Source organism: Cupriavidus sp. YR651 (genome assembly GCF_900101625.1).
Lineage (GTDB): Bacteria > Pseudomonadota > Gammaproteobacteria > Burkholderiales > Burkholderiaceae > Cupriavidus.
The window spans coordinates 176,720-192,919 of record NZ_FMYZ01000003.1; the positions used below are offsets into that span (position 1 = coordinate 176,720).

The 16,200-nt window shown below is 61.8% G+C and carries 14 protein-coding genes; 9 read left to right on the forward strand and 5 right to left on the reverse strand.

The features are described 5' to 3' along the window. Positions 1–22 precede the first annotated feature (22 nt). Positions 23–1,015: a Bug family tripartite tricarboxylate transporter substrate binding protein gene (locus tag BLR29_RS10440; RefSeq protein WP_092136901.1), complete on the forward strand. Its 993-nt coding sequence runs from the start codon at positions 23–25 to the stop codon at positions 1,013–1,015. 463 nt (positions 1,016–1,478) lie between these two features. Beyond that, the gene (locus BLR29_RS10445; RefSeq protein WP_092136902.1) at positions 1,479–2,639 is read left to right on the forward strand and encodes a porin; all 1,161 of its coding nucleotides are present in this window, start codon (positions 1,479–1,481) and stop codon (positions 2,637–2,639) included. A 192-nt stretch (positions 2,640–2,831) separates the two neighbouring features. Here BLR29_RS10445 and BLR29_RS10450 read toward each other — a convergent pair whose 3' ends face one another. Then, entirely contained in the window at positions 2,832–4,079 is a 1,248-nt protein-coding gene (locus tag BLR29_RS10450; RefSeq protein WP_092136903.1) for an alpha-hydroxy acid oxidase, read from the reverse strand. 66 nt (positions 4,080–4,145) lie between these two features. Further along, positions 4,146–5,075 (reverse strand): glutarate dioxygenase GlaH, encoded by a 930-nt coding sequence (gene glaH, locus BLR29_RS10455; protein WP_092136904.1) that lies wholly within the window; start codon positions 5,073–5,075, stop codon positions 4,146–4,148. A gap of 51 nt (positions 5,076–5,126) precedes the next feature. On the opposite strand from glaH, the gene BLR29_RS10460 reads away from it, so the two are divergent. Further along, positions 5,127–6,083 carry a LysR family transcriptional regulator gene (locus BLR29_RS10460; protein ID WP_255371176.1) on the forward strand — a complete coding sequence of 319 codons (957 nt, stop codon included), beginning with the start codon at positions 5,127–5,129 and terminating at the stop codon, positions 6,081–6,083. Between the two features lie 228 nt (positions 6,084–6,311). Further along, positions 6,312–7,307 (forward strand): Bug family tripartite tricarboxylate transporter substrate binding protein, encoded by a 996-nt coding sequence (locus BLR29_RS10465; protein WP_092136905.1) that lies wholly within the window; start codon positions 6,312–6,314, stop codon positions 7,305–7,307. 233 nt (positions 7,308–7,540) lie between these two features. On the opposite strand, the gene BLR29_RS10470 is transcribed toward BLR29_RS10465, so the two are convergent. Both BLR29_RS10470 and BLR29_RS10475 read right to left on the reverse strand, forming a co-directional pair. Continuing rightward, positions 7,541–8,101 (reverse strand): RBBP9/YdeN family alpha/beta hydrolase, encoded by a 561-nt coding sequence (locus BLR29_RS10470; RefSeq protein ID WP_092136906.1) that lies wholly within the window; start codon positions 8,099–8,101, stop codon positions 7,541–7,543. A gap of 22 nt (positions 8,102–8,123) precedes the next feature. Next, on the reverse strand, positions 8,124–9,035 hold the full coding sequence (locus BLR29_RS10475; RefSeq protein WP_092136907.1) for a TauD/TfdA dioxygenase family protein: 912 nt from the start codon (positions 9,033–9,035) through the stop codon (positions 8,124–8,126). 127 nt (positions 9,036–9,162) lie between these two features. On the opposite strand from BLR29_RS10475, the gene BLR29_RS10480 reads away from it, so the two are divergent. The 4 genes from BLR29_RS10480 (at position 9,163) to BLR29_RS10495 (ending at position 15,032) form a co-directional block, all read left to right on the forward strand. Continuing rightward, on the forward strand, positions 9,163–10,206 hold the full coding sequence (locus BLR29_RS10480) for an AraC family transcriptional regulator (protein WP_092136908.1): 1,044 nt from the start codon (positions 9,163–9,165) through the stop codon (positions 10,204–10,206). A gap of 432 nt (positions 10,207–10,638) precedes the next feature. Then, positions 10,639–11,289, forward strand: a complete 651-nt coding sequence (locus tag BLR29_RS10485) for a response regulator (RefSeq protein WP_092137297.1) — start codon at positions 10,639–10,641, stop codon at positions 11,287–11,289. After that, a complete protein-coding gene (locus BLR29_RS10490; protein WP_176860921.1) occupies positions 11,289–14,252 on the forward strand; it encodes an ATP-binding protein in 2,964 nt (987 codons plus the stop codon). Before BLR29_RS10485 ends, BLR29_RS10490 begins: the two co-directional genes overlap by 1 nt. Positions 14,253–14,525: 273 nt before the next feature. Further along, positions 14,526–15,032 (forward strand): YMGG-like glycine zipper-containing protein, encoded by a 507-nt coding sequence (locus BLR29_RS10495; RefSeq protein ID WP_092136909.1) that lies wholly within the window; start codon positions 14,526–14,528, stop codon positions 15,030–15,032. A gap of 94 nt (positions 15,033–15,126) precedes the next feature. On the opposite strand, the gene BLR29_RS32800 is transcribed toward BLR29_RS10495, so the two are convergent. Beyond that, positions 15,127–15,315 (reverse strand): hypothetical protein, encoded by a 189-nt coding sequence (locus BLR29_RS32800; protein WP_255371177.1) that lies wholly within the window; start codon positions 15,313–15,315, stop codon positions 15,127–15,129. Between the two features lie 527 nt (positions 15,316–15,842). Here BLR29_RS32800 and BLR29_RS10505 point away from each other — a divergent pair. Beyond that, complete coding sequence (locus tag BLR29_RS10505) at positions 15,843–16,184, forward strand: hypothetical protein (RefSeq protein WP_092136911.1); 342 nt, start codon at positions 15,843–15,845, stop codon at positions 16,182–16,184. Positions 16,185–16,200: the final 16 nt, after the last annotated feature.

Sequence of the window (16,200 nt, forward strand, 5' to 3'; positions counted from 1 at the left end):
AAAAATTATATGGAGGGTGACAATGGCATTTCAAATGCAAAAGCTGTTTGCGGTCACGCTGGGCACGGCAGCGCTTGTGGCGTTGAGCGCTTCGGCGCCGGTGCGGGCGGAGGATACCTGGCCCGCACGCCCGATTCAGATGATCGTAGCGTCATCGGCAGGATCAGGAACCGATTCCCTGGCACGCCTGATGGCGCAACGCCTGTCGGTAGCCCTGAAGCAACCGGTCATCATTGACAACCGGCCAGGCGGCAGCGGAATCGTTGGGACAAACGCCGTTGTCAAGGCACCGTCCGACGGGTACACGCTGCTTTACACCACGGCGTCGAACATGGTCATTTCCCCGGCCGTACTGAAGACCATCCCCTACGATCCGAAGAAGAGCCTCGTGCCGATCGCCGAGACAGCCGAGGGTGGGGTGGTGCTGCTGGTGAGCAACGATCTGCCGGTTCACAACCTGCCGGAGCTGATCCAGTTCGTGAAGGCGAATCCGGACAAGTACGGCTACGCCACCTGGTCCACGGGATCGTCCGCGCAGCTGATGATGGAGTGGCTCAAGAAGCAAACCGGCATGAAGACCGATCACGTGCCATATCGGACTTCGAATCAGTTGTTGACGGACCTCGCTTCAGGGGTCGTGAAAATCGGCTGGACCGATCCGGGCGCGCCAGTTCCCTTCCTGCGCTCGGGCAAGGTCCGCGCCATTGCCATTGCAGGCAATGCGCGCGCACCGCAACTGCCCGATGTCAAGACCATGGGTGAACAGGGCTACAAGTTCGATGCAGTGGGGTGGTTCGGCGTTTTCGCGCCGGCGGGAACCAACCCGGCGATCTTGAAGAGGCTGGCCGATGAAATCAACAAGGTCCAGAAATCTCCAGATGTTGCAGCCACAATGAAAACCATGAACTTTGGGCCGCCACCTGCAAAGACTCCGGAGCAATTCCGCGAGATGGTCAGCCACGATCTGCAGCTCTGGTCGAAGATCGCTGCCGATGCAGGGATCCAGATCGACTAGTGAACTGTGCTGTTTGACGGGGTGCTGACAGCGCGCCCTCAACTAGCGGGGAGCGAGGCGTAAGAGACCAGACGTGATCTGACAGCGTTGAGCTCCGTACCTGGAGCAATCGCCCCTGTCAGGGACTCTCTGCAATCAGACTGCGATTCGGATGCTCTTGACGCGCGCTGTGTGATGTGAACGCGAAAGCGAGTCGAGACTGGCGCCGTAGTTGAATCCGCGACTCGAAGCGGTGCAAACATTGGCCTTACTTCCCCCGTAGACCTTCAGAAAATTCAAGCTTTAAGACAGGACGAAGCGCAATCGCTCGCCCGAAGGGCCGCGCTCGCCCATGAATACGCGCGGCTGCTTTGCGCAAAGGGCATGAATCGAATCTCAATTCGTCTCGTGGCAACGCTTTGACCTCGTGGCAACCGCGCGTCACAAGGTTGGAGACTACAAAAATTAACGTGGAGGAGCTCTGGTGAAAAGAAAGATTCTTGCACTGACCGCTGTCAGTGCATGTGGGGCAGCGAGTGCGCAATCCGGCGTGACCCTGTACGGTGTCACAGACGTCAACGTGGAATACGTCAACCGCGTCGGCACCGCCGTGCCATCGGCCACCAACGGCTTCAAGTCCGGCGCCGGCCATGGCGTTGTCCGCGAGAACTCCGGTGGGTATTCCGGATCGCGCTGGGGTCTTCGCGGCACGGAAGATCTGGGCGGCGGGATGAAATCCATCTTCGTTCTGGAAAGCGGCTTCAATCTCGATACTGGCACGTCGCAACAAGGCAGCCGCCTGTTTGGTCGCCAGGCCTTTGTTGGTCTTGGCTCGGAATATGGGCAGATCACCTTCGGTCGGCAATATCAGTCGCTGTTCTCTACGCTGGCCAACTTCATCCCGGCCCGGTATGCCACCCAGTATGAACCGATCGGTGTGGTCGCCGGCGCCAACTTCCGCGAGGACAATGCGGTGAAGTATGTTGGTGTGTTCGGTGGCCTCACGGCGCAGGCCAATATGTCGTTCGGCGTAGGGACGACGCTTCCGCAGGTTGCCGCCAACGTTCCGGTTGCCGGTGGCAATGGTGAAGTTCCCGGGCAGTTCCGCCGCGACTCCGCCTATGGCGCAGGATTGAGCTATATCTCCGGGCCTTTCGGAGTAGGCGTTGGCTATGACCAGTGGAATCCGACGATCGGTACTGGCAGCGGTACCTTCAGGAAGGCCGCAGTCATGGGCAGCTACGCTTTCAATGGCACGGCGAAGGTAATGGGCGGCTATCGCTGGGGCAAGAACAAGGACCAGAACGGTGCCGTGACCCTGCGTGACGATTTCTATTGGATAGGCGGTCAGTACCGCCTGTCTTCAGCACTCGACTTCACGCTCGAGTATGACTATCAGAACGTGAAAAGCCTTGGCGGTAACACGCAAGTTGCCAATCCCTGGCAAATTGCCCTGATTGCCGACTACTCGTTCTCGAAGCGTACGGATATCTATCTGACCATGGCCTACGCAAAGAACGCCGGGCTGGCCATGGAATCGGCGGCGAGCCATTTCGCTACCAGTCTTACGGTCAACAACTACACGCTGTCCAATGGACAGAGCTCGATGTTTGGCGCCGCCGTGGGTATCCGCCACGTGTTCTGAGGGCGACTCTGGGCTGGGCCAACGTCCGTGAGCGGGAGCTCGTGATTCCAGTCGAGCATTTCGGACGACTGCTCCAGGCCTCGGCTCGGCGCAGTTGCGGGATCGAGGTAAATGGCTTTTGCTGGAGTCACGGCATTCCCCTTGCCCCACCGGAGCGATTCCGCCCCGGTGGGGCTTCCGTGGCGGATCAGACTAGACAACAACGGAACTGTTCACGTCAGCGAGAGTGTTCGCCCCAAGCATGGCCATGTTTCGATCGACCTCGTCGCGCAAGAGAGTGATGGCGTGGCGAACGCCCTCGGCTCCTCCAACGGACGCAGCGTAGATAAAGGGCCGCCCCAGGAAGACAAAGCGGGCTCCCAGTGCCAGCGCTTTCAGAACATCACCACCTCGCCGGATACCACTGTCCATCATGACGGTCGTCTTGTGCGCAACGCTTTCACAAATTTCCGGCAATACGGCAAGCGGTTCCACGGCACCGTCCAATTGCCGGCCGCCGTGATTCGAGACGATGATGCCGTCGGCCCCCAGGGCGACAGCACGTTCTGCATCGGACCTGTGCAAGATGCCTTTGATGACGAGGTTGCCGCGCCACCTTTGCCGGATGCGTTCGATGTCCGTCCAGTTCAGGTGATCGCGTCCTGTCGTGTCGCGAATCGCCGAGGCCGACAGGATCGGAGCGCCCCGATTGGCAAAGGAATTCTCAAAGTGCGGCATTCCGCTCGAGAGGAGCGTTCTGGCGAACGTCCCCGCCAGCCAGCGCGGCCGGGACAAGCCGTCGAATGTCAGGCGGACAGATGGCCGCAAGGGCAGTGAGAAGCCAGTGCGGACGTTATTCTCCCGGTTGGCCCAGACGGGAATGTCCACCGTCAGGACCAGCGTAGCGAACCCGGCCGCGCAAATCCGCTCGATCAGGGCGTCCCGTCGCCTGGCATCGCCCGGCAGATAGGCCTGAAACCACGTACCTGGCGCGGCGGCGTGAACGACCTCCATCGGAATCAGGGACGTGCCGCTCATGATTGCAGGTATCTGCTCTTCGCGCGCTGTCTGCGCCAGGACAACATCGCCACGGTATGCGGCAATCGCACTGATTCCGACAGGCGCTATCCCAAAGGGAGACGCATAACGTTGCCCGAAAATCTCGGTCCCTTGCGATCGTCCTGAGACGTCGACCAGGACTTTGGGGCGAAACCTGACCTCGTCGAATGCCGTCCGGTTGGCGGCGAGCGATTTTTCATCCTCAGCGGCTCCGGCAATATAGCCAAAGATGGGACGCGGAAGCACCCGCTTTGCGGCGACTTCAAAATCGGCGAGCGAAAGGATGCGGCGTAGTCGTCGATGAACCTGACGGTTGGCGCCATAGGCGGCATCGGCAGCCCTGGCAGGCAATCCAGCGCTCGGAGCGAGTTGGTTTGCTACAACTTCTGTTCGAGTTGTCATCTTGTTTGAAGCCTTTATCAGGCCCGGCTGCCGTCACGGCCAGCCGGGCCGAATCTCATTGCACACTCATGCGAGTGTCCCGCGCTGGCGCATCAGTTCCCGGAACAGCGAAGCGTTCTTTTCGAACGGCGCGCGCCCGTGGACGTAGAAGTAGTTGTTCAGGACAACCAGATCGCCAACGGGCAGCGACACTTCCCTGGTTCCCGGCGAGGCCTCCATGGAAGTCGACAGGTCGTTCAGGAACGCTGCTTCCTCACGATTGCGAGGCTGTACAAACTGGTCGATGAAGGAAATGGACAACCCGAACTCGCTCTGAAAGAAGAGCGGGCGTTCGACGCTATCGCTGACATTCTTGGACCCTGGAGCCTTGTAGAGGAAAGGCTTTGTCCCGAGGCGGTGGCAGACAAAGCGGTGGATGTCCTCCCAGTCGTCCAGATGCAGGAATCGGGACTCGCCGCCAACGGCATTCCGTTCCGCAAACTTCATCATCAACAGCCAGTCGGTCGCTTCGCTAACGAAGGTGCCGTCGGTGTGCATGGTGAAGAGCCGATAGGCCTGGCGCAGGTAGGAGTCGCTATTGTCCGTATGCTTGACCACGAAGCGGGCATAGTAGGTGCCCGACATCGCGTCGTGGTTGCCGGGACCCAGCAGGTGCCCGATGGCCGTGCCGAAGCGCACGAAATCGTCGGCGTCCGCCGTCAGTTCCTGGAGTCCTACCGTAAAGCCGCCGTGCTGCCGGTCTTTCACGATGCCGTTGACGGTTGCCGCGAAGTCATCGCCGACATGCCTGGCGAGTGTGCTGGCGAGTTCGTAGCGCATGAACGGAACGTACTCGAGATTCTGTACATCGACTTTGCGCACCTCATGCAGAAACGCAAGCAGGGCATCGCGATCAATGGTCACATGCACGATGCGATCGTGGTCCGGGTGCGCGGATAGCTGGAAGCGGGGCTCGTCATTGCCGGCAAGCCATGCCGCGGGAAGGGGGGCGTTCATCGATGGGTCTCCGAGATGTGGGATGGCGCTATTTCATCCGGATTCTTTGATATGTTCCAGACGGAAAACTATAATATTTGTTCCACAATCAAGATTAAAACGATGATCGACGTACGCCAGTTGCAGTGCTTCCTCGCCGTGGCGGAAGAGCTTCACTTTGCGAAGGCAGCAGATCGATTGGGCGTGGCGCAATCGGGGCTCAGCACCCAGATCCAGCGTCTGGAACAAGGCCTTGGGGTTACGCTCCTGAATCGGAACAAAAGGAAGCCGGTGTCGCTGACCGATGCGGGGCACTTGTTCCATGCCGAGGCTGTCGCTGCGTTGCGGCACATCGAGCGTGCCGACGAGGTCGGACGCCTGGCTGCCAGAGGGCTGGCTGGCGTGATCCGTGTTGGTTATGTGGCGTCTGGCGTGAGCAGCGGCCTGTTGTCGGTGTTGCTGAGCGAGTTCCGGAAATCACGCGAGATGGTCCGGATCGAGATCGTGCCAATGGAAACGCCAAGGCAGCTCGAAGCGCTTAGCGATGGGCAGATTGACGTAGGAATCGTCAGGCCGAGACGGCTCTATCCGGCTGGTGTAATAAGTAAAGTCTTGCAGACTGAACGTCTGCTGGCCGCCATGGCAGAAAGCCATCCCCTCGCAAGACGAGCGACTGTTTCCGCGCGCGCACTGGCCGATCAATCATTCATCGTCCCGCAGTTTGCGGAGGAGGAAGGATTCGGGGCCGCGTTATCCGCCCTGGGCGAGGCCGGAGGGTTTACGCCTCACCTGGAATATCGCGTCCAGGATTTCATCTCTGCAATTTGCCTGGCCTCTGCGGGATACGGCATGGCCATCGTGCCGGAATCCATGCAGAACTTCTCCCAGCCGGGTGTCACCTACAAGCAGATCAGCGACTTCCGGCTCTCGGTGAACCTGGCGCTGGCTTACAGACGCCGGGAAGTATCGCCAGCGGTACGCGCATTTGTGAAACTCGGTACCGAGACGTTCAAGGGCAGCGCATCCTAGGCCTGCCAGCGGATCGCCACGGCAGCGCCCGTGAAGGATATCCGTCAGACCAAAGTCGTCGCCGGAAAATCCGGCCTGCAATATCTCTGCAGGGTTTTCCCTCTGTTTGCGCGAATCGGCAAAAACTTGTCGCGCTCGGTCAAGCCGGTTGAGCAGTGCGATCCGAGAATAGCTCGTCATCGACAAGGCTTTCCAGACGCGCAAGCGCATTAATCAAGAGGTACGGACATGAAGCAGCATAACAATGACTTCTGGCGGAGCGGATACGCCCTGGCGATCGGTGTTGGTGTCGCCGGCTGGATGGCCACGGCTCAGGCCCAGGAAGATTGGCCAACGAAGCCGATCCGCCTTGTGGTGGGCGGGCCGGCCGGCGGCAGCGCTGACGCACTGGCGCGGCTGCTGGCGGAAGGCCTGCAGAAGACATGGGGCAAGCCGGTCATCGTGGAAAACAAGGCTGGTGCCGCCGGTGCGTTGGCGATCAGCGATCTGCAGTCCACGGGCAAGGATGGTCATACCCTTCTGGTCATCCAGGGCGGTATCGTGAGCGAAGCGCCGTTGGCCAACAAGGTCCATTACAAGCCATTTAGCGACCTGAAGCCCCTGGCCCAGGTCAGCAGAACGGGGTTGGTGCTGGTTGCCAACAAGGATGTACCGGTCTCCAACCTGAAGCAGTTGGTGGACTACGGAAAATCGCAAAAGGACGGCCTCGTTTTTGCGTCTTACGCTCCGGGGTTGAAGGGCCACACCTCGGGCATGCTGCTCGGGCAACTCACCCACATGCAAATGCGGCATGTGGGCTACAAGGGCTCTCCTCCGGCATTGAATGACCTCATGGGCGGCCATGTACCGCTGATGTTCGATGGGGTGACGACCTCATTGCCGCTGATCAGGGCGGGAAAGATCAAGGCGATTGCGGTGGCCTATCCGACCCGGATTTCCGGATTGGCGGATGTGCCTACGTTCCAGGAGCTCGGCTACCCGCAGCTGTCGCAAGCAGGCTGGTTCGCCGTGTGGTCGCGCCCGGATGTCGCACCGGCAGTCCAGCAGAAAGTTCGCGAGGCAACGCTGGCGTACTTCAAGCAATCCGTGGTGCAGAACCGCATCAAGGAAATGGGCATGGAGCAGGGCGATGCCGCCACCTCGGACGAGATGATGGCGGACCTGAAGCAGGCATACCAGCAACAGGCCGCGCTGCTGAGGTCCATTAACTACCAGCCGGAATAGTACGAAGAGACTTCGACTGAACTCGCCACCGTGCCTTGGAAGCGGTTTGCGCAACCATGAGCCGGCGCCGATCGGGCGTGTTCATCTTGCGGAGGGAGGGCGGGTTTTCGTCCCGCCTGGTTTCTGGTGGAACCTGGCTTCTGGTGGAAATCAGGCGCGACGGCTTTCGTTGCGCCTGATCCGGGTCTGCACAGCCACGTGCCGTAATCAGATGTCCGAGGGCCGTGGGCCAATCACGAGAGCTCGCGAATGAACGCTTCCGCCTGCGGCCACTCGCCATAGCCCGAAACCGGATTCAGATGCCCGACCTCGCCGAGTTCGACAAAGCGGCTTCCCCACGCCTGCGCCAGTTCACGCGCGCGATCGAGGCGCGTCAGAGGATCGTTGCTGCTCGCCGCGACGATGCTCGGAAACGGCAATTTGCCCCGAGGGATGGGCAACCAGCCGTGGTCGCGCAGTATGTCGGTCGTCGGATAGCCTGCCGGCATGGGCGTTTCGAGATCCGCGGGTGCAGCAAGCAGTGCGCCGCGGATGTTGTGTGCGGCGCCTCGGGCCGCCCAATGGGCGATCATCATCGCGCCTGCGCTGTGCGCCACGATGATGACCTGCCCGTCGATGGTGGCCAGCGCGCGATCGATCGCGTCGACACGGGCAGCGCAACTCAGCTTGTCTTGCTCAAGCGGAGCGACGGAGGCGACGCGAGGCAGCTTCGTCGCAAGCAGGGTCTGCCAGTGTTCCGGAACATGGTCGCGCAAGCCGGGAACGATGAGAACGGTGGGGATCGTAGAAACCATGTCTGACTTTCAGTGCCAATTTTTAATAAGGCGTATCACCGATGATGGCGGTGCGCTCCATCTTCCGGTGACTTGGCGGGTAATCCATCACCGCGTAATGCTGCGTTGAACGGTTGTCCCAGAACGCGACACTGTTCTTCTTCCAGCGAAAACGCACTTGGTATTCGGGGATCATGGCCTGGCTGACCAGGTAGTTCAGTAGATTGCTGGCGCCCGGTGCCTTGTCCAGCCCAAAACGCACGTTGGCTGGCACGTTGTAGTTGGTGAAGTGCGTCGTAAAACTTCCGTTGACGAACAACACTTTCTCTCCGGTTTCGGGATGAATCCGCACCACCGGGTGCTCGGCGTCGGGATACTGAGCCTTCAGTGCAAGACGCTTCTCGATCGGCATCGCGGCACCGAAGCTGGCCTCGATGCTATGGCGCGCGCGCAATGAAGCGATCTTCGTCTTGATCTCCTCGGGCAACTGGTTATAAGCCTCGACCATGTTGACCCACATCGTGTCGCCGCCCACAGGCGGGCATTCGATACAGCGCAGCACGCAGCCCAGCGGCGGTTGTTCGCGCCAGGTGGCATCGGTATGCCAGGAATTCTCGTTACGCTCGGGAGGACTGTCCGGAGTCTTGTAGATCTGAACCAGTCCCGGGTAGTCGGGGTGACTCCCCACCACGGGATGGTCTTCCAGCTGGCCGAAGCGGCTCGCAAACGCCACGTGCTGCGCGCGCGTGATGTCCTGGTCGCGGAAGAAAAGCACACGATGCTTGAGGAGCAATGCCCGGATCTCCGCCATCTGCTGGTCATCCTCGGCGGCCGCGCCCAGATTGACGTTGCTGAGTTCCGCACCGATCGTGCAAGTGACGGGTTCGACCCGGATCGAGCTGCTCAGGGATGTTGCGCGGACCACGGCGGGTGCCGCCTCCAGGGGCTGATTCATGACGTTGTCTCCTGTGATCGATTGTGCCGATCGATTCAGAGCAGTGTGGATGCTGCCGGCGCTTCTTGCTTGACACAACGCGACTGGCTTTTATCATTAAGTGACAAAACCCACCCTACACGCCCCAATGTCGTCACTAGTCCGCGCCGCAGCCCTCACGAACTTTAACGAGGTCGCTCGCGCCGCCGGCCTGGATCCGGTACGAATGCTCCTCGATGCGGGATTAAGTCCGAGCGTGCTGCGCGAGCCGGACGTCATGATTCCTGTGGAGCGTCTCGGACGCCTGCTTCAGGCGTCCGCAACCTTGTCAGGCAACGAGAGTTTCGGCCTATGCATGGCCGAGTCGCGCCTGTTGTCCAATCTTGGGCCGGTAGGGCTGCTGATCCGCGATCAGCCGACGTTGCGTGACTCGCTTCGGATGCTGATGCGCTATCAGGCGTTGCTCAACGGTTCGTTGTCACTGGCGATCGAGGAGTGCGGCGATCTGGTCATCATCCGCGAAGTGGTTATGGCCGGCAATGCGCACGAGCCCACGCGTCAGCGGGTCGAGCTGGCGCTGGGGGTGATGGTGCGGTTGATACGCCAGCTCCACAAGCCCGACTGGGAGCCGGCACGCGTATGCTTCGAGCACCCGGCGCCGCGCGACCTCAGCGTGCATCAGCATTTCTTTGGCCCGAACGTCGAGTTCAACTACGACTTCAACTGCGTTATCTGCTCGAAGGCCGATCTAGACGCCCGTAACCCGTATGCCGATCCGGCCATGGCGCGCTACGTGCAGCAGTTGATAGACGCCTCTGCCGTGTCACAGCAGGCAACAATGCTTGAGGACGTTCGGCGCATTGTCCTGCTGCTGCTGCCCAGCGGGCGCTGCAGCATCGAGCAGGTGGCCGAGCACTTGGGTACCGGGTGCCGCACGGTCCAACGCCGCCTGGCGGAAGAGGGACAGCCCTTTTCGTCGATCGTCAACGACATCCGCATGGAACTCGCGGCGCGCCATGTCATGGAGACCGACCGTCCGCTGACCGAGGTGGCGACCCTGCTCGGATTCTCCGCGCCGAGCGGATTCTCGCGCTGGTATCACGCGCAATTTGGTTGCAGCCCCAAGGAAAGCCGCACCGCACGCGGCGCTGTGCGCCGCCAGACGGTTCCTTCGCGGGTGAACAGGCCGTAACCCTGGCCGAAGCCATTGCAAACGCTCCAACCGGGTTTTCACGCTCGGCTGTCTGCTGAATAGCGCTGAAATCTGACCCGGGGCAGGTGCGGACGGCAAAGGCTAATACCGCAGCTCGCGGCAGAAAGGCTGACATGGGCCGGGCGCCATCCTGAAGACGCCGTTGGGGACGTCGGTGGCTTGTGGCCTGTCCGAGCCGTGGGACGATTAGTCAAGTCACTGACCCGATTCGTCAAACGGGACTTTGTGCCAGTTGCTAACATCGCGAGCCCTATGCAGGCTGTTCCCCGGCTGGTGCGTTACCGCTCCGTTCAATCGTTGTCCCACTGAACGAGCAAAGGTATTTCTCGCGTCAAGGCCGGACCATCCGTTGCAGGCTGTAGAAGCAGATAGCATCCCGGAGCCGATTCGGGGTGTGGAGAATTAACGCGCATGTCCCGACGTACCATTTCCGCCGTGATCGCCGACGATCACCCGGTGATTCAGCTCGCCGTCAAGACCACCCTGAGCGAGATCCCGAATGTCCAGGTTGCCGCAATGTGCTCTTCCGGTAGGGAGCTTTGCGCTGCGCTGAAGGTGCACCGGCCTGATCTCATTGTCACGGATTTCGCAATGGGCCATTCCGAACAGAGCGATGACGGGCTTCGCCTGATCCAGCGACTCAAGCACTACAGCCCCGATACGCCGATTGTCGTCTTCACGATGCTCACCAACGGCGGCTTGCTTACGCGCCTCCAGGAGTCGGGTATCGCCGGCATCGTGGGGAAGAACGAGGCCCCAGCCATTCTGCGGCAGATTTGCCTGGATGCGATCTCTGGTCGGGGCCTGCGCCTTTCGCCGGGAATAGCGGCCAGGATGTCGAGGGCTGGCGCGCTGGCGGGCGGAAGCGCCAGCCGGCTGTCTCCGAAGGAGATCGAAGTCGTGCGGATGTTCGCCGTGGGAAGCACCGTCACCGAAATCGCCGCATACCTCAAACGCACCCTGGGAACCGTGGCGACGCAGAAGCGCTCGGCCATGCGCAAGTTGAACATCACCAGCAACGCAGACCTCGTCGCATACGCGCGCGACAACGGTCTGTCCTGATGCAGGGCACGTTCGAGCCGTCGCCCGACCTCCGCGCAGTGGAACGCAATCTGCAGCGCGAACGCCGGGTCTTCTCGATGGTGATTGTGTTGCTGGGATTGCTTGCCGTCGCCATCGCTTCCACGAGCGTGCTCGTTCGGCTCAATGGCACGCTGCGCGCCCAGGAGCAGGTGGCCCGTCTCTATGAGCAGGGCGTCGTCGATGCCGTCCTTGAGCGCCGGAGCACACTGGCCGCGAGCAATCTGATCCTGGAGCTGCGAGCCAATCGCACGCTTCCGCTCTCACCTCGCGGACAGGACGGCCTTTGCGTGCAGGTTTTGCCGTCCGCGCCGGCCGACGACGTCCTGCAGCGGAGCTGCGACCAGTCAGTCCGAACGCTGATTGCCGCCAGCCAGAGGCCGTCGATCGAAATGATCTCGATCGCCAGCGGTGCAACGTATCGTTATGAATCGCCCGACGCATCGGGCGCGGCGGCGCGGCGGGTGCTGCCGCCCATGCCGCCGGCACGCATCGTCAAGACAATCCTCGATCGCTTCCGGAGTCGCGATATCGACGTCCTGCAGGCCGCGCGGGAAAAGCGCGTCGAATGGCTGGGCGTCCCGGGCAGTGCGGCAGGCATCGATCCGGAGATGGTTGGTGCCTCGCTGGTCGCAAAGGGCGATGTGCTTTACGCCGTCGTGCTGACGCGCATCCCGCTGCACGAACTGTTGCGGCCCGCCGGGCCAAGCTTGTCGATCCCTGAACCGATCGTATTCGACAGCGTTGGCACGCCGCTGGTCGTGCCCGGCGCACGTGCCAACGCGCAACGCGTGGATGCCAGGCTGGAAGCCCGGCAGGACGGCATGTTTCACTGGGTCCCGGACTATGGCTGGGCGTTGCGCCGTCCGCCACTCGTGGCCGATTTCGGGCATCTGATCTTTGCGCTCCCGATCGGCCATCAGATTCGGGTGATGACGGAGGAACTGACTGTCATCGGTGCGATTGTCATCGTGCTGCTTGCATTGCTGTTCGCGCTGCACCGCTACTGGAACCATCGCTTCCTGACCGGGACCTATGCGGAAGCGGCGCGTGCGCAGCAGCTCCTGCACGACGCCCGACTCGCGACGGAAGCGGCTGCCAGCGCCAGGGTGGCCTTCTTCGCGTCGATGAGCCACGAGATTCGCACGCCGCTTGCGTCGCTGCTGGGGAACATGGAACTCGTCACGATGGGGCCGCTGGAGCCGGAGCAGCGATTGAGGGTCGGTGCGATGCAGGTGTCGGCCGAGGGGCTGCAGCAGATCGTCAACGACGTACTCGATTTCTCGAAGATCGACGTGGGTGCTTTGCGCATCGAGGCGCAACCCGTCTCCGTCACCGAGCTTCTCGGCCGTATCGCGATCGCCCATGCCCCGCTTGCCGCGCAGCGCGGACTGAGCTTCCTGGCGGTGTACAGCAGCGGCATTCCGTCGCGGCTCGATCTCGATCCGGTGCGCCTGAGCCAGATCGTCAACAACCTGCTTGGCAACGCGTTCAAGTTCACGCAGTCGGGCAAGGTCGTTCTGCGTGCGCGATGGCAGGAAGGGAATCTGGAGATCGTCGTTGCCGATACGGGCATTGGCATACCGGAAGACTTCAAGGACCAGCTTTTCCGGCCGTTTTCCCAGGTCGCCGACAACCGGATCGCCCAGGCGCGCGGCACCGGGCTGGGCCTGTCGATCTGCATGCGACTCGCGGAACGGATGGGTGGCCACATCATGCTGGATAGCACGCTGGGCGAGGGAACACGCGTCACGGTTCGTCTGCCGCTTGGTGTGTCCGATACGGCGCCGCCCCGTGTGCGCCCGGGCTTGCCGCCGAACCGGACACTGGTGCTGTCGCGCGAAGCCGAGTGCATTGAGGGATTGCTGAACCATTTCGATTGGGGCGCGTGCCAGCCGTCGGAGCGCTCAAACCTGGATGATCTCGTGGATGCAGACAGATATGACTGTCTGCTGGTGACAGAAGCCTTTGATCCCGGACACGTCCTGGCCTGGTGGCCGAAACCGGCCTCGATTGTCTGGCTAAAGCAGTTGGGGCCGCTGGTTGCAACGACACGGCCGGATGGCGGTCGCGAGGTGTCCAGCTACAGCCTCGCGGGCATCCACGCAGCAACGCTGGCGGTCATCACCGGCGCACACCCGCTGCAGCGGAGCGACGAAGGCCTTATCGCGCGACCCACCTCGCCGCTTGCGGGCCACTGCGTGTTGATCGCGGAAGACAATTTGCTGAACCGGAATCTGCTGCGCGACCAGCTTCGTGCCCTGGGCGCGCGAGTCATCGTCGCGGGCAATGGCAGCGAGGCGATGGCGGCACTGGCGGGGCAGCACATGGACATGGTCCTGACCGATATCGACATGCCCGTCATGAACGGCTTCGACCTGCTTCGGGAAATGCAGCACGCCGCCATCGACATCCCCCTCTATGCGGTGAGCGCAAACGCACGACCGGAGGACATCGCGGAAGCGCGGGCGAGGGGTTTCACGGGCTATCTGACCAAACCGGTGTCTCTCGCCGGACTGGCGTCGGTGCTTGCACGCGGTGAGGATGGCGTGGGCCATACGGACGTGGCGCAGACAGCGGCATCGTCTGCTGACGATGATCTCCCCGAACTGCCGCAGATACCTGCCAGATATGCCGACGCATTCCTCGCGCAGACCGGGGCGGACCTCGATGAGTACGATGCGATTCGGACGGAGCAGAACGTGATCGGGCTGGCGCGACTTCTGCACCGCATCGCGGGCAGCCTTGCGGTCGTCGGGCCATCGGCACTGGCGGAGTTGTGCGAAGACCTGCGCGACTACGCTGCGGAAGCCGATGGTTGGGACGATGAGATCGAGATCCAGTCCGCGCATATTGCGGGGAGTCTGCGGCAGTTGTGCGAGCACCTGTCTGCGTATCGCCAGCGCAATGCCGGTACGGCCGGTACGCGATCTATCGCTTTCTAATTCCTGTGATTGCGAGCGCTCCGCTGCACGGTCAGCATTGAGGCGACGGGTGACCGACCCTTTTGCGGATGTGCCTCGGGTATCTCCACAAAGGCAAGGCCGCTCAGATTGCCCGTCTCCCCGGCGGGCATTTTTCTTTGGCCAGGGATGGTCGGCGCGGAGTTGGCGACGATCGGATGGTCGTCACGCCTGTGCGTGAACCGACTACCACGTGGGCATGGCAGTCCGATGCCCCGTGGGCGCCCCAAACCTGGCACCTCATCAGGAGAGTTCATGAGCAATCGTCCAGACTTAACGCTTGTCGCGTGTACGGCATTCGTTCTGATGTCGGGCGCGGTACCCGGAACGGCCGGAACGGCGCGGGCTCAGACCATGCTGCAGAAGCCCATCGCCTATCCGGCGCGAGGGCAATCGGTGTATCAGCAGAACAATGACGATGGCGCCTGCTACGGCTGGGCCCGACAGCAGACCGGCATCGATCCGTACCGCGTGGCAAGCACGCCGGCTCCGGTCATTCTGCCCGGTGGCGAGCGTGTTCGCGGCGCTGCGGGCGGCGCTGCTGCGGGCGCTGTTGTGGGCGCGATCGGTGGCGACGCGGGCAAGGGCGCCGCGGCGGGTGCGGCAGTCGGAACTATCGCGGGTGGCGTGGCGCATCGTCAGCAACGGCGCCAGGCCGTTGCCGCCAGTGCACAGATGCAAGCCAGCAATGACTGGGCCATGACGTCGTACTGGCAAGCCTGGCGGGCCTGCATGGCGGGCCGGGGCTACTCGGTGCAGTAAGCGCAGTTGTCAGGTGGACCGTGCTGAAATAGCCGGTCCACAGTGGCTCGACGCGCCAACCTGAGGCGCCCTGCAACCCCGCGATCGCGATCCTCTACAGAACCGCGCAGGCTTCCGCGGTGGCGGTGATGGTCAGGCTCGCTCGCGCATCGTTGCGCAACAGCACGCACAGGTAGCCGCCCGGCAAGTCCTCGGGGCGGGGATCTTCCGGCCACAGGGGCGGAAGCGGCACCGTGGCGGTGTGTTGCGCACCGGCGCCGGCATCGTTCCAGGTGATTGCCATGGGTCGCTCGGGCTTCTTGCCGAGGAAACAATAGGAAGGGACGGATTGCGACTGCCGCGACACGGGCCCGGTTTCGCAAAGGCCGGCGTGCACCGCCAGCACATCATGATCGGTACGATTGACGGCGACGATCTTCGTCCATGGCCACGGTTCCTGGAACGGGTTCAAGGTTTCGGGAGTTGGTATTGCGCACCCGGACAGGGTGCTTGCGCTTGCGACGACAACGATGCTCGCGGCGATCGAGGAAACACTATTCATTGAACTATGCAGGTCGGGCAAGCTTGGACTACGCCCGAGGGATGTGCGACTGCGCACAGGATAGGTCGGCCATGCCGCGAGTTCTATCTAAGAACTTAGAAAGTGCCGGCATTCGGCATTGGTCCGTCCCGGAGTACGAGGCGCATTTTTCTAATTCCTTTGATAGGCACGACTGACGCGTTGCCATAACGTGTGGGCTCTATCGGGATGTCGCGACAGTGCCAACGCATATCGACGACATCCGATGTCAATCGAAGGAACCTGCAGACATGATCAAGAACTGCCCCTCGGCCGTCCGGGCCTTTGGCGTTGCGCTGCTGATCGCGGGCATTGGGCAAGCGTATGCGCAGCACTCACGCGGACTGGAGTCACAAGCGCTGCGAATCCAGTCCGATGCGTGCACAGGAGTCGGACTACCCACCACACCTGCGGTCTGTCGCGCTGCCGGCGAGCCGGCCAGCAGCAAGTACAACCTTCTGTACGCCGACGATGCCCCCGCGGATGAAGGCACGGATGAAGGCGCGGATGAACCACCATTGCGCCGGCAAGCGCGAAGCGCGTGCAATGACGCCTACCGTGGCGACCCGCGCGACGAAGCAACCGGGTCCTGATCGGCCGGTGCATTGT